The sequence below is a fragment of the Streptomyces sp. NPDC006624 genome (assembly GCF_040611555.1).
Taxonomy (GTDB): Bacteria; Actinomycetota; Actinomycetes; order Streptomycetales; family Streptomycetaceae; genus Streptomyces.
On sequence record NZ_JBEXOM010000020.1, the window covers coordinates 65,760 to 87,096 of the forward strand.

Genomic DNA, 21,337 nt, shown 5'->3' on the forward strand with positions numbered 1-21,337 from the left:
GCCACCCCGCGCAGGGGCGGCGGCCGCCGGTGTGACGCCGTCTCAGACCTGGCCGCGCCAGGCGCCCGTCTCCGTGCCACGGGCCTCCATGAACTCCTTGAACCGCCGCAGGTCACCTGAGACCTGCCGCTTCACGAAGCCGAGCTTGTCGCCCACGGTCTCGGCCAGGCCGCTGGGGTCGAAGTCCATCTGCAGCATGACCTTGGTCGTGTCGTCCTCGATGCGGTGGAAGGTCACCACACCGGCCTGCTTGGTCTCGCCGCTCACGGTGGTCCAGGCGACCCGCTCGTCGGGGATCTGCTCGGTGATCTCCGCGTCGAACTCGCGCTCCTGGCCGCCCACCTTCGTCACCCAGTGCGTCAGCGTGTCCGTGCGCTGCTCGATCCGCTCGACGCCGTCCATGAACTGGGGGAACGACTCGAACTGCGTCCACTGGTTGTACGCGGTGTGCACCGGGACACGGACCTCGATGGATTCCTCTACCTGCGACAAGGCGGTACCTCCCTTTCTCGTACGGCCGTCTCTGTGCCGAAGCGGGGGACGGGTACCAGATCGCACGCCGGTCACTCCTGGTCACCACGACTTGTTCACCCGGCGAGGTGTCCTTTCCGCCTTCCGTGGGGTACCCGGCTCCGCGACAACGACAGACCGGGAGGTGATCGCCATGGCTGACACGGACCGCACGGCCTCCGCCGCTCCTCGCTCGGGGCCCGGGCAGACGTCCGGGGACGAGCCCGTGGGCGAGCTGGTGCAGCGTGCCACGGCACAGCTCTCCGATCTGGTGCGGAGCGAAATGCGGCTCGCCCAGGCGGAGATGACCGAGAAGGGCAAGCGTTTCGGCAAAGGCGGCGGCCTGTTCGGCGGAGCCGGGGTGCTCGGCTTCGTCACCCTGCAGGCCCTGGTCGCGACGGCGATCGCCGCCCTGGCCGTCCCGCTGCCGGTGTGGGCGGCGGCGCTGATCGTCACGGCCGTCCTCGCCGTCGCCACCGCGGTGACGGCACTGGCCGGCCGCAAGCAGGTGCGCAGCGCCACCCCCGCCACCCCGCAGCGGACCATCGACAGCGTGAAGGCCGACGTGGCCGAGATCAAGGAGAGTGCTCACCGATGACCCAGCCCCCGCACGACGAGCCGACCACCAGCAGCCCGGAGGAGCTGCGCGAACAGGTCGAGCGCACCCGCCACGAGCTCGGCGGCACCGTCCAGGCGCTGGCCGACCGGACCGATGTGAGGGCCCGCGCCCGTGAGAAGGCCGTCGCGGTCAGGGAGCAGGCCGGGACCAAGGCCCAGGCCTGGAGCGGCCAGGCCAGGGCGAAGGCCGCGCACGTCGCCCGGACGGTGGAGGAGAAGCTGCCCGAGCCCCTCAAGCAGAAGGGCGCCGCCGCCGCCGAGGAGGCGAAGGCCAAGGCCGCACAGGCCGAGAAGGTCTGGCAGGACAAGGCCCCGCAGCAGGTGCGAGACCACCGCGGCGCCCTGCTGGCCGGCGCGTCGGCCGCCCTGGTGGCGATCCTGCTGATCCGCCGCCGCGCCGGGCGCTGACCCGAAGGCCCGCCGACACCGGCCCCCGTCGCTGCTTGCGGTGACGGGGGCCGGGACGGCATGGTCGGGTGCCGTGGCCACCTTGCTGATCGTCCATCACACGCCCTCGCCGAACTGCCAGGCGATGTTCGAAGCCGTCCTCTCCGGCGCGACGGACCCCGAGATCGAGGACGTCCGGGTGGTACGGGTGCCCGCGCTGTCCGCGACCGCGTCCGACGTCCTCGCCGCCGACGGCTACCTCCTCGGCACCCCCGCCAACCTCGGCTACATGTCCGGGGCGCTCAAGCACTTCTTCGACCAGGTCTACTACCCCTGCCTGGACGCGACCCGCGGCCGCCCGTTCGGCTACTGGGTGCACGGCGGCAACGACGTCACCGGCGCGGTGCGCGGCATCGAGACCGTCACGACGGGCCTCGGCTGGCGCCGTGCCGCCGAGGCCGTGACCGTGACCGGCGAGCCGGACAAGGGCGACGTCGAGAAGTGCTGGGAACTCGGCGCCACGGTCGCCGCCGGGCTCATGTCCTGAGCCCGGCCCGGCCGCCTCAGGTCTCCTCCAGGCGCCGCCGGTCCTGGTCGTCCCACGTGCGGGTGTCACGCGGCTGGGTGTACGGCTCCGCCTCCGGCGGGTGCCCGCCGGCGATGGCCCGCTGACGCACCGTCTCCGCGTCGAACTCCAGGCCCAGCAAGATCGCCAGGTTGGTGATCCACAGCCAGATCAGGAAGACGATGACACCGGCCATCGTGCCGTAGGTCTTGTTGTACGACGCGAAGTTGGCGACGTAGACCGCGAAGCCGGCGGACGCGACCAGCCAGATCAGCAGGGCCAGCAGACTGCCCGGGGTGATCCAGCGGAACCCCTTCACCTTGGCGTTCGGGGTCGCCCAGTACAGGATCGCGATCATGAAGGCGACCAGCAGGACGAGGACGGGCCACTTGGCGATCGACCAGACCGTGAGCGCGGTGTCGCCGATCCCCAGCGCGGTTCCCGCCTGACGTGCCAGCCCGCCCGTGAACACCACGATCAGCGCGCTGATGACGGCCAGCACCATCAGGACCACCGTGACCGCCAGCCGCACCGGCAGCAGCTTCCACACCGGCCGTCCCTCGGGCATGTCGTAGACGGCGTTGGCGGAGCGGATGAACGCCGCCACGTAGCCGGAGGCCGACCAGAGCGCCAGGGCCAGGCCGACGATCGCCATCAGCGAGCCGACGCCGGCGTTGCCCTGCAGCTGTTCGACCGCCCTCGTGATGATGTCGCGGGCGGAGCCGGGGGCGAACTGCTGGAGGTTGTCGATCACCTTGTCCGTGGTCGACCGGCCGGTCAGGCCCAGCAGCGACACCAGCACCAGCAGCGCGGGGAACAGCGCCAGCACCCCGTAGTACGTCAGCGCGGCGGCCCGGTCGGTGAGCTCGTCGTCCTTGAACTCCCGCAGGCTCCCCTTGAGGATCGCGCCCCACGACTTCTTGGGCAGGTCGGCCGGTGAGTCCGGCGCGGCGCGCTCCACTTCGGGCCCCGGCCCGGGCTCCTGGGGCTCCGGCTCGGAGGTCTGGGGTGCGGACCCGGCCGTCGTGTGTTCTTTCCGTCCCGGAATATGCAGCTTCACCATAGGGGGCGGGTAACCCCGGGCCGCCCCCTTAAGCCGCATCCCGCACCCGCGCGAGACGGCGAAGCACACGCAACCGGTTGAGGGAGCGCTCCCACGGGCGGCACCATGCCGCCATGACCACCTCTGCCCTCATCCGCCCCTACCGCCCCGCGGACCGCCCCGCCCTCGACGACATCTGCGTCCGCACCGCGCACCGCGGCCAGGACAGCCGCCCCCACTACGCGGACCCGGGCGTCTTCCCGGCGGCCTTCGCGGCCCCGTACGTCCATCTGGAGCCGGAACTGGCCTTCGTGCTGGACGACGGGCGGGGCCGGGCGGTCGGCTACGTCCTCGGCACCGCGGACACGCCGCGCTTCGCCGAGGCCTTCCGCGCCGTATGGCTCCCCCTGGTCGCGGGCCGTTACCCGGCGCCGCCCGGACCGCCGCGCACCGCGGACGAGGAGATCGCCCACCTGCTGCACCACCCCGAGCGGATGGTCCTGCCCGAACTGGCCGCCTACCCCGCCCACCTGCACATCGACCTGCTGCCCGCCTGGCAGGGCCGCGGCTTCGGACGCCGGCTGATGCGGACCTTCCTGGCGGCTCTCCAGGACAAGGGCGTCCCGGCGGTCCATCTGGCCATGGCGACCGAGAACACCCCGGCCCGGGCCTTCTACGACCGCATGGGCTTCCACGAGCTCAGCGTCGCCGATCCCGGTGCCGTCACCTTCCTCGGGCGCACCACCGGAGAACTCGAACACCTCTGACGGCCCCGCGTCGAACGCGTCGAACGCGCCATCGGGCGGCCGGGAGGCCGGGAAGTGGCGCAATCGTGCGTTGCCGGCGAGGGTCATCGGGCGCAGCCTGTGCGGTGCGGGAGCGCTCCCGCGCCTCCTGCGCGTCCCGGCACCGCCGTGCGCTCCCGCACCCCCACGAACGGCACACCGCAAGCACCACGCCCCCCACATCCGAAAGAGGAGATCATGAAGTGTCATGGTCATGGGCAAGACCGCAGGGTTCTCGGGACCAGGTCCCGTCCGGCGCTCGCCCTGAGCGCGCTGGCCGCCGCCCTGCTCAGCCTGCTCCCGTGGAGCGGAACCGCCGCCGCCCACGGCTCGGTCGTCGACCCGGCCTCACGCAACTACGGCTGCTGGCTGCGCTGGGGCAGCGACTTCCAGAACCCGGCCATGGCCCAGCAGGACCCCATGTGCTGGCAGGCGTGGCAGGCCGACCCCAACGCCATGTGGAACTGGAACGGCCTGTACCGCAACGGTTCCGCCGGCGACTTCCAGGCCGTGGTCCCCGACGGGCAGCTCTGCAGCGGGGGCCGGACCGAGGACGGCCGGTACAACTCCCTGGACACGGTGGGCGCCTGGAAGACGACGGACGTCTCCGGCGACTTCACCGTGAAGCTGCACGACCAGGCCGGCCACGGCGCCGACTACGTCCTGGTGTACGTCACCCGGCAGGGCTTCGACCCCGCCACCCAGCCGCTCAAGTGGAGCGACCTCCAACTGGTCGCCCGCACCGGCAGGTACGCGCCCGGCCAGAACTACTCGATCCCCGTGAGCACGTCCGGACTGAGCGGCCGGCACGTCGTCTACACGATCTGGCAGGCCTCGCACATGGACCAGACCTACTTCCTGTGCAGTGACGTGAACTTCCGCTGACCTGCGCTATCCCGCCGGGCCGAGAGGTCCGGCGGGGTGCCCGGCCGTGCGGGCCGGATGAGAGTTTCCCGAAAATTCCCGAGACACCTGAACGCACCGGCGCTCCCGTGCGTATGGGGCGAGGGGATTTTCATGCCCGCACGCCACAAGCGCAGGAGAGCACCCTTGGGACGCAACACGCGAAGACGCCCTACTGGCCCACGACGCGCGACCTTCGCCGCATTCGCGCTCATCCTGGGCGGAGGCGGCCTGATGGCGGCCAACGTCTACGCCTCGGCCACGGACGGCGGTTCGGACGGGGACGCCGCCCGGACCCGTTCCGGCACGGGGGTTCAGACCGCGGGCGCGACGATCGACTGCCCCGACGTGGGCGCCAAGCTGACCTCGGTCCCCGACCAGGCGAGGTCCGAGGTCGACAAGGAACTCGCCCTTCTGGACGAGCAGATCAGCAAGGCCTACCAGCAACTGAGCGAGTCGGCCCAGGAGATCCAGCAGGACTCCGGCTTCGCCGGCAACGCCATCATCAACCCGCTGAAGGAGAAGCGGGCCGCGACCCTGGAGCGGATCACGGTCGCCATCGAACGCGCCGGGGACCGGCCCGAAGGGCTCGAGGCCCTCGCGGCCTGCACCGTGCGCGAGTCCGGCAACCAGGCCCCCGCCCAGGGCGACGGCCAGGGCGACGGCCAGGGCGGCGACGGCGGTGCGCAGCCGGGCCAGGAACAGGGCGCCGGCCAGGGCAACAACGGCGGGCAGGCCGGCAACGGCCCCGTCGCCGCCGACTTCACGGACATCAAGACCGTCCAGCCCAACGTCAACAGCCCCCGCGAGAGCGGCGAGGCCTCCCGCGGTTCCTTCGCCACCAGCTGCGGCGTGAACGAGAACGGGCTGTTCAACTCCGACAACGTCATCGTGGCCCCGGGCGTCTCCAACGGCGCCCACCACTTCCACGACTACGTCGGCAACCAGGCCAACGACGCCTTCGCCAGCGACCAGGACCTGGAGAACGCCGAGACCAGCTGCGTCGACCAGGGCGACAAGTCCACCTACTACTGGCCCGTGCTGCGCCTGCAGAACGGCACCCAGGAGCAGGACGCCGACAAGCCCGGCGGCGGCATCGAGGGCAACGCGGGCGAGATCGTCACGCCCAAGGAGGTCACGCTCGACTTCGTCGGCAACCCGCGCGGGAAGGTCACGGCCATGCCGCGGCTGCTGCGCATCATCACCGGCGACGCCAAGTCCTTCGTCAACGGCCCCGCCAACGCCAACGCCTCCTGGAGCTGCACCGGCTTCGAGGACCGGCAGCTGAAGGACAAGTACCCGCTGTGCCCGCAGGGCAGCGACGTGGTGCGGACCTTCAAGTTCCAGAGCTGCTGGGACGGCCGCAACATCGACAGCGCCAACCACCGTACGCACGTGGCGTTCACGGGCGCCGACGGCAGCTGCCCGTCCGGCTTCCGCCCCATCCCGCAGCTGGTCCAGCGCGTCGTCTACGACGTGGACGCGCCGAGCCTGCAGGACGGCGGCCGTACGACCCCGCTGTTCGCGGTGGACTCCTTCCCCGACCAGCTGCACAAGCCGGTCACCGACCACGGCGACTTCATCAACGTCTTCGACGAGAAGCTGATGAAGGAGATGGTCGACTGCATCAACGAGGGCCGTGAGTGCGGCGTCGGAGCGGGCGAGCAGCCCGGCGAGGAGCCCGGCGAGGAGCCGTCGCAGACGCCCGAGGCGCCGCAGGAGGAGCCGACGAAGACCCCCGAAGCTCCGCAGGAGGAGCCGACGAAGACCCCCGAGGCCCCGCAGGAGCAGCCCACGCGCACCCCGGACGCCCCGCAGAACGGCAACGGGGGCGGCGACGCGGGCGACGACGGCGGCAAGCCCGGCGACGGCGGTGGAGAGGGCGACGGCGGCAAGGGCGAGGCCTCCGAGCCCCCGGCGGACAAGCCGGCCCCCGAGCCGGAGCCCGGAGACGGGTCCGCCGCGCCCGGCACCACCGCACCCGGCACCCTCGCGACGGCGTCCCCCGGCGGCGACGCCGCGGGTGGCGCGAAGGACGACGAGGGCGACGACGGGGGAGACCTCGCCGAGGGCCAGGCCGTCGGCACGGCCACCAGCGCCGCCGCGACCCCGGAGGAACCGTCCCTGACGGAGCCTCAGGCGGTCGGCCAGGGCGGCCTGGCGGACACCGGCGCCCAGCTCTGGCCGGCGGCCGCGGGCGCGGTGCTGGTCATCGCGGGCTTCGTGGTGCTGCGCCGCGTACGGCGCAGCTGACCCACCGGCGCCCGAGCGACGGCGGCGGGACCCCCACCGGTCCCGCCGCCGTTCGCGTGCCCGCGGACCACGGTCCCGGACGCCACCGGCGCGACGGCGGCGGGCACCCTTCGGCGACCGCCGGAAAGCGCACCCCCTAGCGTGATCCCATGAACCTCATCAGGAACCGCCGCACCGGCCGCGGAGCAGGGGCGTGACCCCGGGGGAGATGGCGGCCGTGCTCGCTGCCGCCACGGGCGCCGGGGCCGTCAACGCCGTCGTCGGCTCGGGAACGCTGATCACCTTCCCGGTGCTGCTCGCCACCGGACTGCCCCCGGTCACCGCCACGGTGTCCAACGGGCTCGGCCTCGTGCCCGGTTCCCTCAGCGCGATCATCGGCTACCGCGAGGAGCTGCGCGGCCAGGGCCGCCGCGTCCTGCTGCTCGGCACCGGCGCCGCCCTGGGCGGCCTCACGGGCGCCGTGCTGCTGCTGACCCTGCCCGCGTCGGCGTTCGAGCGGATCGTGCCGGTGCTGGTGGGCCTCGCGCTGGTGCTCGTCGCCTGCCAGCCCTGGATCGCCCGGCGGGTGCGCGAGCGCCGCGCGGCGGACGCCCGCGGCGGCCGCGACGGCGGGCCGCTGCTCTTCACCGGCCTGTCCCTGGCCAGCGTCTACGGCGGCTACTTCTCCGCGGCCCAGGGCATCATCTACATCTCCCTGATGGGCATGCTGCTCGACGAGACGCTGCAGCGGCTCAACGCCGTCAAGAACGTGCTGGCCGCCGTCGTCAACACCGTCGCCGCCGTGCTGTTCGTCTTCTTCGCCGAGTTCGACTGGACCGCCGTCGTGCTCGTCGCGGCCGGCTCGGCCCTGGGCGGCCTGGTCGGAGCGAGGACGGGACGCCGCTTCAGCCCCGCCGTCCTGCGCGCCCTCATCGTGTCGGTGGGTTCCCTCGCCCTGGTCCATCTGGTGCTCCGCTGAGCCCGGGACGGGCGGTCACCGCGGTGCGGGGGAGCGCCGGTGCCTGCGCGGGACGGCCGGGCACCGGGGCCCCCGTGCGGCGTCCCGCCCGGGTGAGGGCCCCGGACCCCAGGGCCACCCCGAGACCGACCAGTGCGCTGCCCGCCGCCTGCGCGGCACCGTAGGAGCCCGTGCCGACCAGCGGTGCCGTGCAGGCGGCCGCGACCGGGATCAGCCCGGAGAAGAGCGTGGCGCGTTCCGCGCCGATGCGCTGCATGCCCATGTACCAGCAGACGAAGCCGACCACGGTGACGACCACCGCCTGCCACAGCAGCGCCCCGGCCTCGACGGCGTCCGGACGCCGCAGCCACCCGGACCCGTCGGCCAGCACGCCCGCCACCGCCGACTCCAGCGCCGCCACCGCGCACACCGTCGCGGACAGCAGCCGGGGCCCGAGGGGCCGCAGCACGGGCACGGCGAGCACGGCGAAGCCGACCTCCCCGGCGAGCGCGCACACCGAGAAGGCGAGGCCCGCGCCGTCCGTGCGCCCCCAGCCCTGGACGACGAAGGCACCGGCGGCCACCAGCAACGCCCCGTACAGCACGAGCCGTTGCGGTCTGCGCCCGTCCAGCAGCGGCACGAGCACGGCGACGGCCACCGGCGCGCAGCCCACGAACACGCCGGGAACCGCCGGTTCGGCCGTGCGCTCGGCGGCGATGACGGCCAGGTTGAATCCGACCATGCCGACCGCGGCGAGCAGGGCGAGACGGACCCACTGCCGCGCTCGCAGTGCCCTCAGGCGGGCGGAAGCGCCCCTGCCGGCCAGGGGGACCAGCAGCAGGCAGGCCAGTCCGTAGCGCAGGAACTGGCCGCCCGCGTACGGGTAGTCGCCGAGCACGCTGTTGGCGGTGAAGGACCCTCCGACGAGGACGCAGGCGAGCGCGGCGAGCAGCGCGCCCCGGGTGGTGGTGGCGTTCATGACCGTGACGCTAGGCAGCGCCGCGGCCCGGCAGGAGGTCCACTTCCGGGGCGGCTTGGTGGACCACTTCCCGGTCAGCCGATGTGGTAGCTGTCGCCGTAGACCTTCCAGTCCAGCGGCGGGTCGAGGTCGAGGTTCCCCTGGCGCAGGAACACCCGCTGGGCGGTGTCGACCCGGCTGGTGTCCTCGTGCGCCGGCTCCTGCTTCATGGCCCACACCCGGGCGTCCAGGAACGCGTGCAGGTAGGTCACCTCGTCACCGCCCTGGGCCGGCGGCCGGGCGGAGCGCAGCGCCCGGCGGCGGATGGTGCGGAAGCTCAGGGGGTCGTCGCCGTCGCCGTGCATCACGATGGCGTCGTAGTAGGCGAACTGGCCGAGCACCCGCAGCCCGTCCGCCTTGCCCTGCCGGACCGCGGGGCCGAAGTACACCCGGTCGCGCTCGTCGTCCTGCGCCCGCTGGAACGCGGTGTCGAGGGCCGCGCGGCGCCAGTCGTTCGGGAAGCCGGGGTCGAGCCCGTCGTGCGAGTCGGAGCCGTCGACCGCGCGCAGCGCCGGCAGGTACGCCGCGAGGACGTTGCCGGGTCTGCGGGCGGTGTAGAGCTCGACCAGGTCGAGCATGTCACCGGTGCCTGAGCAGAACCCGATGATGCCGGCGGTGTAGCCGCGGCCGTCGCCGATGTCCTCGATGTACCGGTACTGGGCCTTCCAGTCGAGCGAGGAGTTCTCCGCGCTCGACACGAGCCGCATGGCGATCTCCTTCTTCGCCGGATCGTCGAGCCCGGTCGCGCGTGCGGCGGCGCCGGCGTGCGCGGGCCGCCAGAACGGCGCGCCGGCGAGAGCCGCGCCGAACAGGGCCAGGGCGGTGCGGCGCGCGGGCAGGGCGGAGGGGTGTCTCACGGTGCCTCCAGGAAGGGTGGGGGGTCGGCGGGCCGTGCGGAACTGAGGAGCTGAGGAGCTGAGGAGCTGAGGAGCTGAGGAACTGGGAAACTGGGGAACTGACAGGAAGGTTTACTATCACCGGTTGGGTGCGGGGGGAAGGAGCCGAGCCGGGATTTCTCGGGCCCGGCCGCTCGGCCCCGCCTGGCAGAGCCCCGGATAATTCGGCCACGGGCGGGGCATCGGCAAGGAGGCACGGGAACCTTGAGGGCGCCTCACGCGTCAACTCTGTGCCCGGGCAGAGCCGATCGGCCGGGCCGACCAGGGGAGAGGGGAAACGCCATGGACGAGGCGAGGTCGCAGCAGGGGAGCGAGACGGAGGCCGCCGTACGCCGGGCCCGGTTCGGGTCGCTCCCGGAGCCGGTCCGCGTGGAGGACATGGTCGAGGAGCGGGCGGCCAGCATCCCCGACCCGGCGCGCACCGACTACAACCAGGACGAATGGCTCGTCCGCTACTGCCTGTGAGCCGCCCGGCCTGACCGGCCGGGGTGACGCGGCCGGCGCCCGCTCCGCGCCGCCGCCGGCGCACCACGAGCACCCCGTCCGATTCCGCCCGGCAGCGCCCTCGGCGCTCCGGGCGTCGCGCGCCTCGCCCGGCGAGGGGCGGGCCGTCGCGGCCGCGCCGGACGCTGCCGGTGCCCGCCGGTCCTCAGCCGCTTCCACGGCGGTGGCGGCCCGCGCACCCCGATGCCGCCGCCCCCGGAGCCGTCCTACCGAGTACCGTCCCGCTTCCCCGGATCCGCCGCACGACCCCGGTGCCGTCCCGCCCGCTCCGCCGCCGGATCCGTACCGACGAGGTGCTCCCCGGCCCCGTTCGGCGTAGCGTCCCGGTAGGAGCGGGAGGACGGCATGTCCCGGAGCAACGAACCGCCCGAGGGCGCCGGGTCGCCGGACGACGGTCTGGCCGCGGCCCTCGCGGACACCGTGCGCGGTACCGGCGCCTCGAGCGGTGGTCTGTACCTGATCGAGGACGCGGAGCCGGTGCTGCGCCTCGTGGCGCTGTGCGGTCTGCCGCTCGCGTTCAGCGCCCCCTGGGAGCGCCTGCCCCTGTCCGCACCGGTCCCGGTCGCCGACGCCATCCGGGAGGACGGCCTGGTCTGGATCGAGAGCCAGGCCGAGATGGCCCGCCGCTACCCCCGTGCCGCCGCCGCCATGCCCTACCCCTTCGCCCTGGCCGCGGCCCCGGTGACCGGCGTACGGCGCCGCTGGGGCGGCCTCGTCCTGATGTGGCCCGCCGGGCACCCACGCCGGATAGCGCCGCGCGAACGCGGCCACATCACCTCCAGCGCGCGCCGCATGGCCCGCCTGCTCGACGACGCGCCCCGGCCGCCCGCCCTGCCCGACCAGCCGCGCATCGTCGCCGCCGACGCCGCCCCCCACCCCGTGCAGAGCGGACTGGCAGCCGCCGACTACCTCGAACGCCTCCCCGAGGGCGCCGTCGCCCTCGACCTGGAGGGCCGCATCACCTTCGCCACCGCCACCGCCGCCCGCCTGCTCGGCGCGCACGCCGACCGGCTCGTCGGCACCCGCCCCTGGCACTCCCTGCCCTGGCTGGACAGCCCCGTCTACGAGGACCACTACCGCGCCGCGGTCGTCAGCCGGGCGCCCGTCACCTTCAGCGCCCTCCGCCCGCCGGACCAGTGGCTGACCTTCCAGCTCCATCCCGACAGCAGCGGCATCAGCGTCCGTGTCGTGCCCGGCGGGGAACCGGGCGGCGATCCGCCCCCGCCCGCCGCCCTGTCCCCGCGGGCGGCCCCGGCCGGACGCCTCTACCAGCTGGTGCATCTCGCCGCGGCGCTCACCGAGGCGGTCACGGTGCGCGACCTCGTGGCCCTGATCGCCGACCAGATCCTGCCCGCCTTCGGCGCCCAGGGCCTCGTGCTGTCCGCCGCCGACGCCGGACGGCTGAAGATCACCGGCTACCACGGCTACCCCGCCGACGTCATGGAACGGCTCGACGCCCTCGCCCTGGACACCGACCTCACCCCGGCCGGCCGGGTCATCGCCAGCGGCATCCCCGCCTTCTTCGCCCACCCCGGCGAGATGAAGGCCGGCTATCCCCAGGCGTCCGACATCAGCGGCAAACAGGCCTGGGCCTTCCTCCCGCTGATCATCTCCGGCCGGCCCGTGGGCTGCTGCGTCCTGTCCTACGAGCAGCCGCACGCCTTCACCGCCGAGGAACGCGCCATCCTCACCTCGCTGTCCGGCCTCATCGCCCAGGCCCTCGACCGCGCCCGCCTCTACGACGCCAAGCACCGTCTCGTCCGCGAACTGCAGCGTGCCCTGCTGCCCCGGGCGCTGCCCCGACTGGCCGGGCTGGAGGTCGCCGCCCGCTACCTGCCCGCGGGCCACGGCATCGAGGTGGGCGGCGACTTCTTCGACCTGCTGCGCCTGAACGACACGACCGCGGCCGCTGTCATCGGCGACGTCGAGGGCCACAGCGTCGCCGCCGCCGCCCTCATGGGCCAGGTCCGCACCGCCATCCACGCCCACGCCACCGCGGGCGCCGCCCCCGACGAGGTCCTCGCCCGCACCAACAGGCTCCTGGCCGACCTCGACTCCGAACTGCTCGTCTCCTGCCTCTACGCCCACCTCGACCTGGCCCGCCACCGGGCCTCCCTCGCCAGCGCCGGTCACGTGCCGCCGCTGCTGCGCCCCACCGGAAGCCCCGCCGGTGTCCTCGACGTGGAGCCCGGCCCGCTGCTGGGCATCGCCACCGAGGCCGACTACCCCGTCACCACCGTGCCCCTGCGGCCCGGCACCACCCTCGCCCTCTACACGGACGGCCTGGTGGAACTCCCCGGCACCGACGTCACCCGCACCACCGCCGCCCTCGCCGCGCACCTGGACGCGGCCCGCCACCAGGACCTCGAGGAACTCATCGACCGGCTCGTCCGGCACGCCACCCCCACCGGCCGGCACACCGACGACATCGCGGTGCTGCTGCTGCGCGCCGGGTCGGCGCCGGACGGTCAGTCCTGAGGCGATCCGGCCCGCACGTGGCCCGCCACGTCGCGCAGCTTGACGTTGTGCTGCTGCGACAGCCGCCGCAGCACGGCGAACGCCTCCTCCTGGCTCAGCCGGTGGCGCTCCATGAGGATCCCCATGGCCTCGCCGATCGAGTGCCGGGTCTCCAGGGCGTGCTCCAGCTGCTCGACCGTGCGGGCGCCGGCCAGCGCCACGGCGGCGTGCGAGGCCAGCAGCCAGCCCGCGGACTCGATGTCCGCGCCGAACGCCCCCGGGCTGCGCGAGTAGAGGTTCAGTGCGCCGAAGTCCTGCTGATCGGTGTAGAGCAGTACCCCGGTCATGCTGCCGATGCCCAGATCGCGGGCCGCGCGCGAGTACAGCGGCCAGGACGGCTGCGGGAGCGTCATGTCGGCGATGCGGAACAGCCGTTCGCCGTCCACCCGGTGCGCGGCGTCGAAGCACGGGCCCTCGCCCAGCTCGCCCTGCAGCCGGTCGGACTCCTCGACCATGTCGCCGCAGACCGAGAGGGTCACGGTCCGGCCCTTGGACACCGCCAGGATGCCCGCCGCGTCACAGCCCTCGATCAGTTTCACCGCCGACTGCGCGACGGCGTCCAGGGTCGCCTGGACGGAATCCTGTGCCAGCAGATCGCGCGCGAGCACCGCCATCTGCTCGGCGTACCGCCGCCAGTCCACCACCGACCACCGCCTCGCTCGACCGGCCACGTCCACCCTACTCCGGGCCCGCTGCGGGCTAGGAGTCGCGAGGGACCGGCCCCTGCGGGGCCCGTCAGCGGTATCCCGTCAGCAGCAGCGCCACGTCGTCCGGACGCTCCCGGGCGGTCCGGGCCGCGCGCATCAGCTGGTCGGCGAGGTGCTCCACCGAGTCCGCCGAGGTCTCGGCCAGACAGCGGCGGACGTGGTCGATCCCCGTCTCGATGTCGCTGCCGGGCCGCTCCACCAGCCCGTCCGTGTACAGGAGGAGGACACTGCCCGGGTCCAGGACGAGTTCGGTGACGGGATAGACCGAGTCGGGCTGCACCCCCAGCATCACTCCGCCCGCCAGGTGCAGCGTCTCGGACCGCCCGTCGGGGTGGCGCAGCAGCGGCGGCGGATGGCCCGCCCGCACGGCGAGGGCCCGCCCCGTCCGCGGGTCCAGCTCGATGTAGCAGCACGTGGCGAACGCGTCCGACTCCAGGTCGGCCAGCAGCCGGTTGGTGTGCGTGATGACCTCCTGCGGCGGGCGCTCGCTGGCCGCGAAGGCGTGCACGGCACTGCGCAGCTGCCCCATCACAGCGGCCGCCCCGACGCTGTGCCCCTCGACGTCCCCGATCACCAGCGCCACCCCGCGCCCCGTCCTGATCACGTCGTACCAGTCACCGCCGATGGCCATGCCCTGGGTGCCGGGCAGATAGCGCCCGGTGGTGCGCAGCCCTTCCACGGAGGGCAGCCGGTGCGGCAGCAGCCCTTCCTGCAGGCCCCGGGCCACGGCGGACTCCGCGTCGTAGAGCCGCGCCCGCTCCAGGGCCTGCGCCGTCAGCCCGCTCAGCGCGGTCAGGGCGGAGCGCTCGTCGGCGGAGAACCGGCGCGGGGTGTCCCAGCCAAGGATGCACGAGCCGACCGGGTGACCGGAGGCGATCAGCGGCAGGAAGGACCAGGCGTTCATCCGGTCGAGCGCGATGCCCGGATAGGCGACGGAGAGGTCCTCGGGCGACTCGAAGAACAGGGGCAGGCGCGTGGTCAGGGCGTGCACGCCGGGCAGTTGCGTGTCGAGGGTGGTGCCCTCGAACGGGGTGAGGAAGCCCTCCGGGTAGCCCGACTCCCACAGCAGGAACATCCGGCCCTCGCGGACGGTGTACAGGGCCAGTTCCCGCGCCCCGAAGGCCGGCAGCAACTGCTCGGACACGGCCCGGCACACGTCCCGCACGGTGACCGCCTCGGTGAGCACGCTCGCCATCTGCACCACGTGGTACAGCGCCCCGGCCCGCGCCGCTGCCACCGGCCCGGGCGGCGGCGCCGCGGCCGGTCCGCCCGCCGCGGGCACGGCGCCCGGCTCGCCCTCGCGCCCCGCCTCGCCGCCGGGGGGCGGGCCGGTCGGGTACACCCGGCCGGTCAGTCCGTGCACGTCCGGGTGGAGCACGAAGCTCAGCCAGTGCCCGCCCGGGTGCCGCACGAGGAAGGACACCTGTTCCTGCGACAGCATCGCCGCCCGGTAGCGGTCCTCGTAGGCGGGATCCCGCAGCCAGCTGATCACCTCCCACGGATACCGGCCCAGCAGCGCCTCCCGGCCGCAGTCCAGCAGTTCCTCGCAGCAGCGGTTGACGTAGGTGAGACGGCCGTCCTGATCCAGGGAGAACAGCCCGTCGGGCAGCCGTTCGGCGGCCTCCGCCGCGGTCAGCCCGCCGGCCGCGTCGACCAGGGCGCCGACCAGCAGCCGGCCCGGACCTCCGCCGCCCACGAGATGGCCCCACAGCTCGACGGGCCGGTACCGGGTCTCCTCGCCGCCCGGGGACACCTCCCGCACCCGGAAGTGCCGGTACCTGACCCGGCCGGTGGTGAGCGCGTCGTGCCGGCTCGCGCGCAGTTCGGGCAGGTCGTCGGGGCTGACCCGGGCCTCGATGTCGGCCAGGGTGCCGCGGAAGTCCGCGCGGCGAAGGCCCAGCAGGGCGAGGGCCTCGTCGTCCAGGGTGCAGCGGTCGTCTCCCAGGTCCCACTCGAAGAGCCCCACCCGGACCGGGCGGGCGGCCGGCGTGGGCAGCCGCACGCTGACGGGCTCGTCGTCGTACTCGACCTCGTGCGCGCCCGGTCCGGGACCGGGTGGGCGGGGGGCGAGGCGGGTGAGGTGCCGCTCCATCTCCCGCTCGGCGGGGCGCAGCGCGAGGTCGGCCGCCTCCGCGTCCATCGGCGCCCGGGCCGCCGACCGCAGCACGACCAGCACACCGACGGGCTCGCCGCCGCACCGCACGGGCTGGTAGGCGGAGCCGAAGGAGTAGGGCAGCCCGGCGGTGAAGCGCGGGAAGCGGATCATGGTGGCGCGCTCGTCGGGCAGCCACAGCGTCTCGTCGCGCCGGAAGGCCTCCGTCATGGGCAGGGCGCCGCCCACCGGCACCCGCCACCAGCTCTTCAGCAGCGACCTGGGGACGCCGGTGACCATCGTCAGCACGAGCGAGCGCCGGTCGTGGGAGCGCAGGTAGAGCAGCCCGCCGTAGCCGTCGAGGTCCCGCACGGCGCTGATCAGCGGGGCCGTCAGCGCGTCCTCGATCCGCCCCGCGTCCCCGGCCGGGTCCCTGCCGCCAGCCCCGCCGCCCCGGTTCCGGCCACGGGACGCCCGCGGCCCGTCCGGTACGGCGGTTGCCTCATCCATGTCGCGTCCTCCCGGTACGGACGCACCGGACACCAATAGCTCCCCACCAGGATGTGCCATGGTCGGCGCTACGGCGCGGCAAGTGCAACCTTTCGGCCCGCCCGGCTGTCTCACCAGGTACCAGAAACCAGCAAGCCCCGGGGGCGGCCATGGCACGAATCGGAACAGCATGCGCGACTCTCGCGCTCGTCGGCGTCACGCTCGGCGCCGCCGCGATCCCGGCCGGCGCCGCGCCGGCGGCCGCCCCGCAGGCCACCGCGGGGGCGGCCACGGCCTGCCCGACCGGCTGGGGGAGCCTCGCCAAGACCGCCACCGGCTCCACGGTGGCGCCGCTGAAGAACATCAGGACCGGCCGGCACACCTGCTTCGACCGGATGGTCGTCGACGTGCCCGGCGCGGGCCGCGGCGTCGGCTACACCGTCCAGTACGTCGACGAGCTCCACCAGGACGGATCGGGCCGCCTCATCCCCGTCGCCGGGGGTGCCGTCCTGGAGATCCGGGTGGCCGCGCCCTCCTACGACCCGGAGACCGGTGCCCCCACCTATCCCGGCCGGGTGAGCCGCCCGCTGCCGGGTGTCGACCTCACCGGCTACCGCACGTTCCGGGACACCCGGTTCGCCGGCAGCTTCGAGGGCGACACCCAGATCGGCCTCGGCGTCCGCGCCCGGCTGCCGTTCCGGGTGCTCCAGCTGGAGGACCGGGTGATCGTGGACGTCGCCCACAGCTGGACGGCCACGAGCTGACCGCACGGGCGCCCGGCTCCCCGGAGCCGGGCGCACCGGCTCAGTGACCGCGCATCCGGCCCAGTTCCTCCAGGGCCCGGGCCGCCGCCCCCGCCAGCCGGGGGCGGCGGCGCACGAACCGGCCCGAGCGGGCTCCCGGCCCGGCCAGTGCGCCGCCTCGCCGGGCACCGGCCGCCCCACCGCCCCCTCGTACTTACGCAGGTCCCGCGTCTTCAGCGACTCCTTGTAGCGGGCCGGGCCGCTGCGCAGGTCGACCGTCTCGATCCCGTCGGCCGCCGCGGCCTGCAGCATCCGCATCAGCAGCAGCAGACCGGGGGAGTACCTGGCGCAGGCGCGGTCGTACGCCGGGAACCACCAGGACAGCACCGTGCGCGAACGCAGAGCGAAGTGCGCGGCCACCGGCCGGCCCGCCGCGTACAGCACGGACAGCACGCCACGGCACTCCGGTTCCGCGCCCGGCCACCACGGCAGTGCTCCCACGCCGCGTCGTGAGCCGCGTACGCTACGCATGGCTTCCTCCGGGCGGATCATCGTCGGTGACCTGCCCCGTCGCGGGGGAGCCTGCGAGGCTGCCAGTGGCCGGGTCCGACCGCCGGCGGGCACCATGGTCAGGGCCGGACGCGGTCGCGGGGGTCCGTCCGCCCGCGCCGGCCCGCGAGCGGAGGGACGAGATGGGATCGGCGATGAGCGTGGGGTACCACCGCCGGCAGCGATGGGCGGCCAGAGGAGCCCTGACCGCCGCCGCCCTGGCGGTGCTGATGCCCCTCGTCGCCGGCGGCCTGCGGGGCCTGCTGCTGCTCGTCGCCGGTCTGGCGGGTCTCGCCCTGACCGCCGCCGCCCTGTGGTGGGTCCTCTCCCGGCGCGGAGCGGCCCGGATCGCGGCGGCCACGCTGGCCCTGGTCGCGCCCGTCGGCCTGATCACGCTCTTCGCGGCGGCGAATCTGCTCTGGGTGGTCTTCCTGTCGCTGCTGCTGTGGTGCGGTGCCGTCTGGAGCGGCCGCTACGCCCTGCGCAGCACGGGACTGCGGCGGGTGCGGGTCAAGGAGTACCGGACACCGCCGCCGCGGCGGCCCTTCCTGCTGCTCAACCCGCGCTCCGGCGGCGGCAAGGTCGAGAAGTTCAACCTGCAGGAGCGGGCCGAGGCGCTGGGCGCCCGGGTCGTCCTGCTCGACCCGGAGCACCACCAGGACGTCACGGCCCTCGCCCGGCAGGCCGTCGCCGACGGGGCCGACCTGCTGGGCGTCGCGGGCGGCGACGGCACCCAGGCCCTGGTCGCCGCCGTCGCGGCGGAACACGGCCTGCCGTTCCTCGTCATCGCGGCCGGCACCCGCAACCACTTCGCCATGGACCTGGGCCTGGACCGCGACGACCCGTCCAGCTGCCTCGACGCCCTCACCGACGGCGTGGAACTCCGCGTCGACCTCGGCTTCGCCGCCGACCGCCCGTTCGTCAACAACGCCTCGTTCGGCGTGTACGGGGCCGTCGTGCAGAGCCCCGGCTACCGCGAGGACAAGGTGGGCGCGGCGCTGGAGCGGCTGCCCGAGCTGCTCACCCGGCAGGCCGGGCCCCGTCTGACCGCCCGCGCCGACGGCACCACCATCGCCGACCCGCAGGCCGTCCTGGTCAGCAACAACGCCTACCGCATGGACGACCCGTTCGGCTTCGGCCGGCGCGAGCGGCTCAACTCCGGGAAGCTGGGGGTGCTCGCCGTCCGCGTGGACAGTGCCGTGGAAGCGGCCGAACTCCTGCTCTCCCCGCGCCCGGAGGGCCTGACGGTGCTCACCGCCCAGCACGTCGTCGTCGAGGCGGACGAACCGCAGCTGGAGGTCGGCCTGGACGGCGAGGCGCTCACCCTGCCCGCTCCCGTCCACTGCCGTATCGCCCGCCGCGCCCTGCGGGTCCGGGTGCCCCGCGAGCGGCCCGGAGTCCCAGAGGCGCCGCCGCGTCTGGACTGGCGCCGGCTGCGCAAACTGGCGGCCGCGGTCAGCCGTACCGCCGCCCCGTCGCGCTCCCGGCACGGCTGAACGACAACGGACGAGGTCCCCCGTGCCTGCCACGGCACGGGGGACCTCGTCCGTACGGGCCTCAGGCGCCCTTGGGGCCCGCCTGCTGCACGACCTCGAACGACCACAGGGTCGAGCCGCTCGCCGCGGGCCTGGGCCGCTCGCCGCCCTCGCCGCCGCCCTGGTGGGCGGTCTTCATCGGCCCCTCCATCCAGGCCTGGAACGACTCCTCGTCACGCCACCGCGTGTACACGAGATAGGTGTCCGTGCCCTCGACCGGGCGGAGGAGCTCGAACCACTCGAACCCGTCCGAGTTCTCCACGGCGTGCGCCCGGGAGGCGAACCGCTTCTCCAGCGTCTCCCGCTGCTCGGCGGGCACGGTCAGTACGTTGATCTTGACTACGCTCATGCGCCCATCTTGCCCGATGCCGCAGCTGCGCCACCTCAAGCCTTCGCGGCGGGCGGCGGGCGGCGGTCACGGTCAGCTCCGCCCCTGGCCCCGCTCGCCCTGCTCCAGGAGCTCCCCGGTCATGTCGGTGACCTGCCCGGCCGGCGGCGCGTCCGCCTCCACCCTTGTGCCGAAGCCGGTGAACTCCATGACGGTGCGCACCGTGACCTGCTGCGGCGCGGACGAGGCCGTACCGGAGGACTGCCGCGGTGACGCGGTGCCCTTGAGGGTCATCTCCACCTGCTGACGGCGCATCCGGCCCTCGTCGTCGAGCCACACGTCCATCGGCAGCGTCGGGCCGACCTGCTGCCGCAGGGTGTCGCCATTGGGCAGTTCGGAGACGTCGAGGGAGACGCGGTAGCGGATGGTCCGCACCCCGCCGACCGTGGCCGTGCCCTTCTCGGTCACGTCCTCGTCGGAGATCGCCTTGGCGTACGCCGCGGACTGCGCCGGATCGCTCATCGACCCGTCGCCCGCGCCCTGCTGCTTCGCGACCTCGCCCAGGTCGATCCGGATCCAGGGCTTGCCGCCCGGGGCCCGGCCCTCCGGCAGCTTCTGGTAGAGCACCTGGTCGACGACGCGCTGCTCGATCCGCTGCCCCTGCACCGTGAGACTCATGACGCTGTCGCCGTCGGCCAGGTCGATGGCGCCCTGCCCGTCGGCCGTCTGCGAGGTGCCCTCGGCGGAGGTCCGCACCCGCAGCTTCACCCGGGCGGTGTCCTCCTCGGCCGTCCTGTCGTAGGCCGACCGCACCGCCCGCGTGCCCTCCTCCCGTGCGCCGGCGCCCGGCTTCGCCGAGGAACCCGCGGCGGCGTCCCCCGAGCCGCCGTCACCGCACCCGACGAGGACCGTCCCCGCCAGGATCCCGGCGACGCCTAAGGCACCGACCCTGCTGCTCCTGCCTGCCCTGCCCATCGAACCAGCTCCCTGTCTCGTCTGCGGTGTGACCCAGGTGCCCGAGCCGGACGGGAACACACCTGCCGGGGCGAGGAGTTGGAAACCGGGAGGAAGCGCGCTCCGGTCAGGGGCGGCGGCGGAGCCTGCCGAGCAGCCGCTGGGCCTGGGCGCGCTTGCGGGGGTCGGCCGCGGCCCGCCGTGCCTGCTCCATCGCCCGCCGTCCCTGCGGGCTGCGGGCGAACTGCTTGATGCGGTTCAGCATTCCTGCCATGACGCGCCTTCCTTCGTGTTCCGGTGTGTGTGTCCGTACCTCACCTACCCCCCGGCGGGGGGCTCAGGCACCCGCCGCCCGGACGGGGCGCGACGAACTTGTTTGCGGCCCGGGACAGAGGCAAGGCGGTGTCCATGAGTGAAGAGAACAAGCGCACGAACCAGAAGGCGACCACGACACGGGAGACCGAGTCGAAGGCGCGCGGCGCGGCGGACAAGGCGACCGCGTCGGCGTCCCAGGCGGCGAAGGGCGCGGCGGGCAAGGCCGATGACGCGGCGTCAGCCGCCAAGTCGGGAGCCCAGCGCTCGGCCGAGACGGTCAAGTCCGGAGCCGAACGCACGGCGCAGACGACGAAGGCGGCCGCACAGACCGCGGCCCGGGGCGTCGAGGCGGGCCGCCAGGCGGTCGTCACGGCCTCCGGCCACGTCGCGGCCACGGCGAAGACCGCCTGGACGGTCATCGCCCACCGCAAGGCCGTCGCCGCGGGTGTCGGAGCCGGTCTCACCGCCCTGACCGCCGCGTCGTACGCCGTGGGGCGTCGCGCGGAGCGCGGCACGCACGGCCCGCTCACCCGGCTCACCGGCGGGCGGATCTGACCTCGGCCGGCGCGCGTCCGGAGCGAGGCGACGAGGGGAGCGGGCGGCGCGGCGCACCACCGGCCCGGTGGTCCGCGGCGCCGCCTCCTTCGTGTGCGCGCTCCGGCCCGTTCGTGGCATGGCGCACATCCGGCC

The 21,337-nt window shown here is 74.1% G+C and carries 21 protein-coding genes and 1 pseudogene; 12 read left to right on the forward strand and 10 right to left on the reverse strand.

Annotation, left to right across the window (positions count from 1 at the left end):
* Positions 1–42: 42 nt before the first annotated feature.
* Complete coding sequence (locus tag ABZY20_RS29590; protein ID WP_356445350.1) at positions 43–492, reverse strand: SRPBCC family protein; 450 nt, start codon at positions 490–492, stop codon at positions 43–45.
* 244 nt (positions 493–736) lie between these two features.
* Between ABZY20_RS29590 and ABZY20_RS29595 the strand changes: the two genes are divergently transcribed.
* From ABZY20_RS29595 to ABZY20_RS29605, 3 genes are all read left to right on the forward strand, one after another.
* On the forward strand, positions 737–1,108 hold the full coding sequence (locus ABZY20_RS29595) for a phage holin family protein (protein WP_356445458.1): 372 nt from the start codon (positions 737–739) through the stop codon (positions 1,106–1,108).
* Positions 1,105–1,536 carry a DUF3618 domain-containing protein gene (locus ABZY20_RS29600; protein ID WP_356445352.1) on the forward strand — a complete coding sequence of 144 codons (432 nt, stop codon included), beginning with the start codon at positions 1,105–1,107 and terminating at the stop codon, positions 1,534–1,536. Before ABZY20_RS29595 ends, ABZY20_RS29600 begins: the two co-directional genes overlap by 4 nt.
* 73 nt (positions 1,537–1,609) lie before the next feature.
* Positions 1,610–2,062, forward strand: coding sequence for an NAD(P)H-dependent oxidoreductase (locus ABZY20_RS29605; RefSeq protein ID WP_356445354.1), 453 nt, complete (start codon positions 1,610–1,612; stop codon positions 2,060–2,062).
* A gap of 16 nt (positions 2,063–2,078) precedes the next feature.
* Here the strand turns inward: ABZY20_RS29605 and ABZY20_RS29610 are convergent, their stop codons facing one another.
* Positions 2,079–3,143: a YihY/virulence factor BrkB family protein gene (locus ABZY20_RS29610; RefSeq protein WP_356445356.1), complete on the reverse strand. Its 1,065-nt coding sequence runs from the start codon at positions 3,141–3,143 to the stop codon at positions 2,079–2,081.
* 113 nt (positions 3,144–3,256) lie between these two features.
* Between ABZY20_RS29610 and ABZY20_RS29615 the strand changes: the two genes are divergently transcribed.
* From ABZY20_RS29615 to ABZY20_RS29630, 4 genes are all read left to right on the forward strand, one after another.
* A complete protein-coding gene (locus ABZY20_RS29615; protein WP_356445357.1) occupies positions 3,257–3,889 on the forward strand; it encodes a GNAT family N-acetyltransferase in 633 nt (210 codons plus the stop codon).
* 216 nt (positions 3,890–4,105) lie between these two features.
* Entirely contained in the window at positions 4,106–4,792 is a 687-nt protein-coding gene (locus ABZY20_RS29620) for a lytic polysaccharide monooxygenase auxiliary activity family 9 protein (protein ID WP_356445359.1), read from the forward strand.
* Positions 4,793–5,044: 252 nt separating this feature from the next.
* Complete coding sequence (locus ABZY20_RS29625; protein ID WP_356445361.1) at positions 5,045–7,063, forward strand: DUF1996 domain-containing protein; 2,019 nt, start codon at positions 5,045–5,047, stop codon at positions 7,061–7,063.
* A 193-nt stretch (positions 7,064–7,256) separates the two neighbouring features.
* On the forward strand, positions 7,257–8,021 hold the full coding sequence (locus ABZY20_RS29630) for a sulfite exporter TauE/SafE family protein (RefSeq protein ID WP_356445363.1): 765 nt from the start codon (positions 7,257–7,259) through the stop codon (positions 8,019–8,021).
* Here ABZY20_RS29630 and ABZY20_RS29635 read toward each other — a convergent pair.
* Positions 7,972–8,979: a DMT family transporter gene (locus tag ABZY20_RS29635; RefSeq protein ID WP_356445365.1), complete on the reverse strand. Its 1,008-nt coding sequence runs from the start codon at positions 8,977–8,979 to the stop codon at positions 7,972–7,974. The genes ABZY20_RS29630 and ABZY20_RS29635 overlap by 50 nt on opposite strands.
* A gap of 74 nt (positions 8,980–9,053) precedes the next feature.
* Positions 9,054–9,875: a chitosanase gene (locus ABZY20_RS29640; protein WP_356445367.1), complete on the reverse strand. Its 822-nt coding sequence runs from the start codon at positions 9,873–9,875 to the stop codon at positions 9,054–9,056.
* 321 nt (positions 9,876–10,196) lie between these two features.
* Here ABZY20_RS29640 and ABZY20_RS29645 point away from each other — a divergent pair, with 321 nt between their 5' ends.
* Together ABZY20_RS29645 and ABZY20_RS29650 are read left to right on the forward strand one after the other, a co-directional pair.
* A complete protein-coding gene (locus ABZY20_RS29645) occupies positions 10,197–10,379 on the forward strand; it encodes a hypothetical protein (RefSeq protein WP_356445369.1) in 183 nt (60 codons plus the stop codon).
* Positions 10,380–10,763: 384 nt separating this feature from the next.
* Positions 10,764–12,896, forward strand: a complete 2,133-nt coding sequence (locus ABZY20_RS29650; protein WP_356445370.1) for a SpoIIE family protein phosphatase — start codon at positions 10,764–10,766, stop codon at positions 12,894–12,896.
* Here ABZY20_RS29650 and ABZY20_RS29655 read toward each other — a convergent pair.
* Both ABZY20_RS29655 and ABZY20_RS29660 read right to left on the reverse strand, forming a co-directional pair.
* On the reverse strand, positions 12,887–13,549 hold the full coding sequence (locus ABZY20_RS29655; RefSeq protein WP_356445460.1) for a GAF and ANTAR domain-containing protein: 663 nt from the start codon (positions 13,547–13,549) through the stop codon (positions 12,887–12,889). The genes ABZY20_RS29650 and ABZY20_RS29655 overlap by 10 nt on opposite strands.
* A gap of 121 nt (positions 13,550–13,670) precedes the next feature.
* Complete coding sequence (locus tag ABZY20_RS29660; RefSeq protein WP_356445372.1) at positions 13,671–16,244, reverse strand: SpoIIE family protein phosphatase; 2,574 nt, start codon at positions 16,242–16,244, stop codon at positions 13,671–13,673.
* A gap of 149 nt (positions 16,245–16,393) precedes the next feature.
* Here ABZY20_RS29660 and ABZY20_RS29665 point away from each other — a divergent pair, with 149 nt between their 5' ends.
* Positions 16,394–16,987 (forward strand): hypothetical protein, encoded by a 594-nt coding sequence (locus tag ABZY20_RS29665; RefSeq protein WP_356445374.1) that lies wholly within the window; start codon positions 16,394–16,396, stop codon positions 16,985–16,987.
* A gap of 40 nt (positions 16,988–17,027) precedes the next feature.
* Here the strand turns inward: ABZY20_RS29665 and ABZY20_RS29670 are convergent.
* Positions 17,028–17,434 (reverse strand): annotated as a pseudogene (locus ABZY20_RS29670) (GNAT family N-acetyltransferase); the annotation flags it as partial.
* A gap of 236 nt (positions 17,435–17,670) precedes the next feature.
* Here ABZY20_RS29670 and ABZY20_RS29675 point away from each other — a divergent pair.
* Positions 17,671–19,011 (forward strand): diacylglycerol kinase family protein, encoded by a 1,341-nt coding sequence (locus tag ABZY20_RS29675; RefSeq protein ID WP_356445376.1) that lies wholly within the window; start codon positions 17,671–17,673, stop codon positions 19,009–19,011.
* A gap of 61 nt (positions 19,012–19,072) precedes the next feature.
* Here the strand turns inward: ABZY20_RS29675 and ABZY20_RS29680 are convergent, their stop codons facing one another.
* The 3 genes from ABZY20_RS29680 to ABZY20_RS29690 all read right to left on the reverse strand — a co-directional run bounded on the left by ABZY20_RS29680 (position 19,073) and on the right by ABZY20_RS29690 (position 20,606).
* Entirely contained in the window at positions 19,073–19,399 is a 327-nt protein-coding gene (locus ABZY20_RS29680; protein WP_356445377.1) for an antibiotic biosynthesis monooxygenase, read from the reverse strand.
* Positions 19,400–19,471: 72 nt separating this feature from the next.
* Positions 19,472–20,353 carry a hypothetical protein gene (locus tag ABZY20_RS29685; protein WP_356445379.1) on the reverse strand — a complete coding sequence of 294 codons (882 nt, stop codon included), beginning with the start codon at positions 20,351–20,353 and terminating at the stop codon, positions 19,472–19,474.
* Positions 20,354–20,459: 106 nt separating this feature from the next.
* A complete protein-coding gene (locus ABZY20_RS29690; RefSeq protein ID WP_356445381.1) occupies positions 20,460–20,606 on the reverse strand; it encodes a hypothetical protein in 147 nt (48 codons plus the stop codon).
* Between the two features lie 134 nt (positions 20,607–20,740).
* On the opposite strand from ABZY20_RS29690, the gene ABZY20_RS29695 reads away from it, so the two are divergent.
* Entirely contained in the window at positions 20,741–21,202 is a 462-nt protein-coding gene (locus tag ABZY20_RS29695; RefSeq protein ID WP_356445383.1) for a hypothetical protein, read from the forward strand.
* Positions 21,203–21,337: the final 135 nt, after the last annotated feature.

Bases quoted from the DNA above. Each gene is read 5' to 3' on its own strand.
- ABZY20_RS29645 (WP_356445369.1), top strand. From the start codon at position 10,197: ATGGACGAGGCGAGGTCGCAGCAGGGGAGCGAGACGGAGGCCGCCGTA.
- ABZY20_RS29665 (WP_356445374.1), top strand. From the start codon at position 16,394: ATGGCACGAATCGGAACAGCATGCGCGACTCTCGCGCTCGTCGGCGTC.
- ABZY20_RS29655 (WP_356445460.1), bottom strand. From the start codon at position 13,549: ATGGCGGTGCTCGCGCGCGATCTGCTGGCACAGGATTCCGTCCAGGCG.
- ABZY20_RS29625 (WP_356445361.1), top strand. From the start codon at position 5,045: ATGGCGGCCAACGTCTACGCCTCGGCCACGGACGGCGGTTCGGACGGG.
- ABZY20_RS29615 (WP_356445357.1), top strand. From the start codon at position 3,257: ATGACCACCTCTGCCCTCATCCGCCCCTACCGCCCCGCGGACCGCCCC.
- ABZY20_RS29690 (WP_356445381.1), bottom strand. From the start codon at position 20,606: ATGGCAGGAATGCTGAACCGCATCAAGCAGTTCGCCCGCAGCCCGCAG.
- ABZY20_RS29660 (WP_356445372.1), bottom strand. From the start codon at position 16,244: ATGGATGAGGCAACCGCCGTACCGGACGGGCCGCGGGCGTCCCGTGGC.
- ABZY20_RS29680 (WP_356445377.1), bottom strand. From the start codon at position 19,399: ATGAGCGTAGTCAAGATCAACGTACTGACCGTGCCCGCCGAGCAGCGG.
- ABZY20_RS29610 (WP_356445356.1), bottom strand. From the start codon at position 3,143: ATGGTGAAGCTGCATATTCCGGGACGGAAAGAACACACGACGGCCGGG.
- ABZY20_RS29695 (WP_356445383.1), top strand. From the start codon at position 20,741: ATGAGTGAAGAGAACAAGCGCACGAACCAGAAGGCGACCACGACACGG.
- ABZY20_RS29685 (WP_356445379.1), bottom strand. From the start codon at position 20,353: ATGGGCAGGGCAGGCAGGAGCAGCAGGGTCGGTGCCTTAGGCGTCGCC.
- ABZY20_RS29600 (WP_356445352.1), top strand. From the start codon at position 1,105: ATGACCCAGCCCCCGCACGACGAGCCGACCACCAGCAGCCCGGAGGAG.
- ABZY20_RS29650 (WP_356445370.1), top strand. From the start codon at position 10,764: ATGTCCCGGAGCAACGAACCGCCCGAGGGCGCCGGGTCGCCGGACGAC.
- ABZY20_RS29675 (WP_356445376.1), top strand. From the start codon at position 17,671: ATGAGCGTGGGGTACCACCGCCGGCAGCGATGGGCGGCCAGAGGAGCC.
- ABZY20_RS29620 (WP_356445359.1), top strand. From the start codon at position 4,106: ATGAAGTGTCATGGTCATGGGCAAGACCGCAGGGTTCTCGGGACCAGG.
- ABZY20_RS29635 (WP_356445365.1), bottom strand. From the start codon at position 8,979: ATGAACGCCACCACCACCCGGGGCGCGCTGCTCGCCGCGCTCGCCTGC.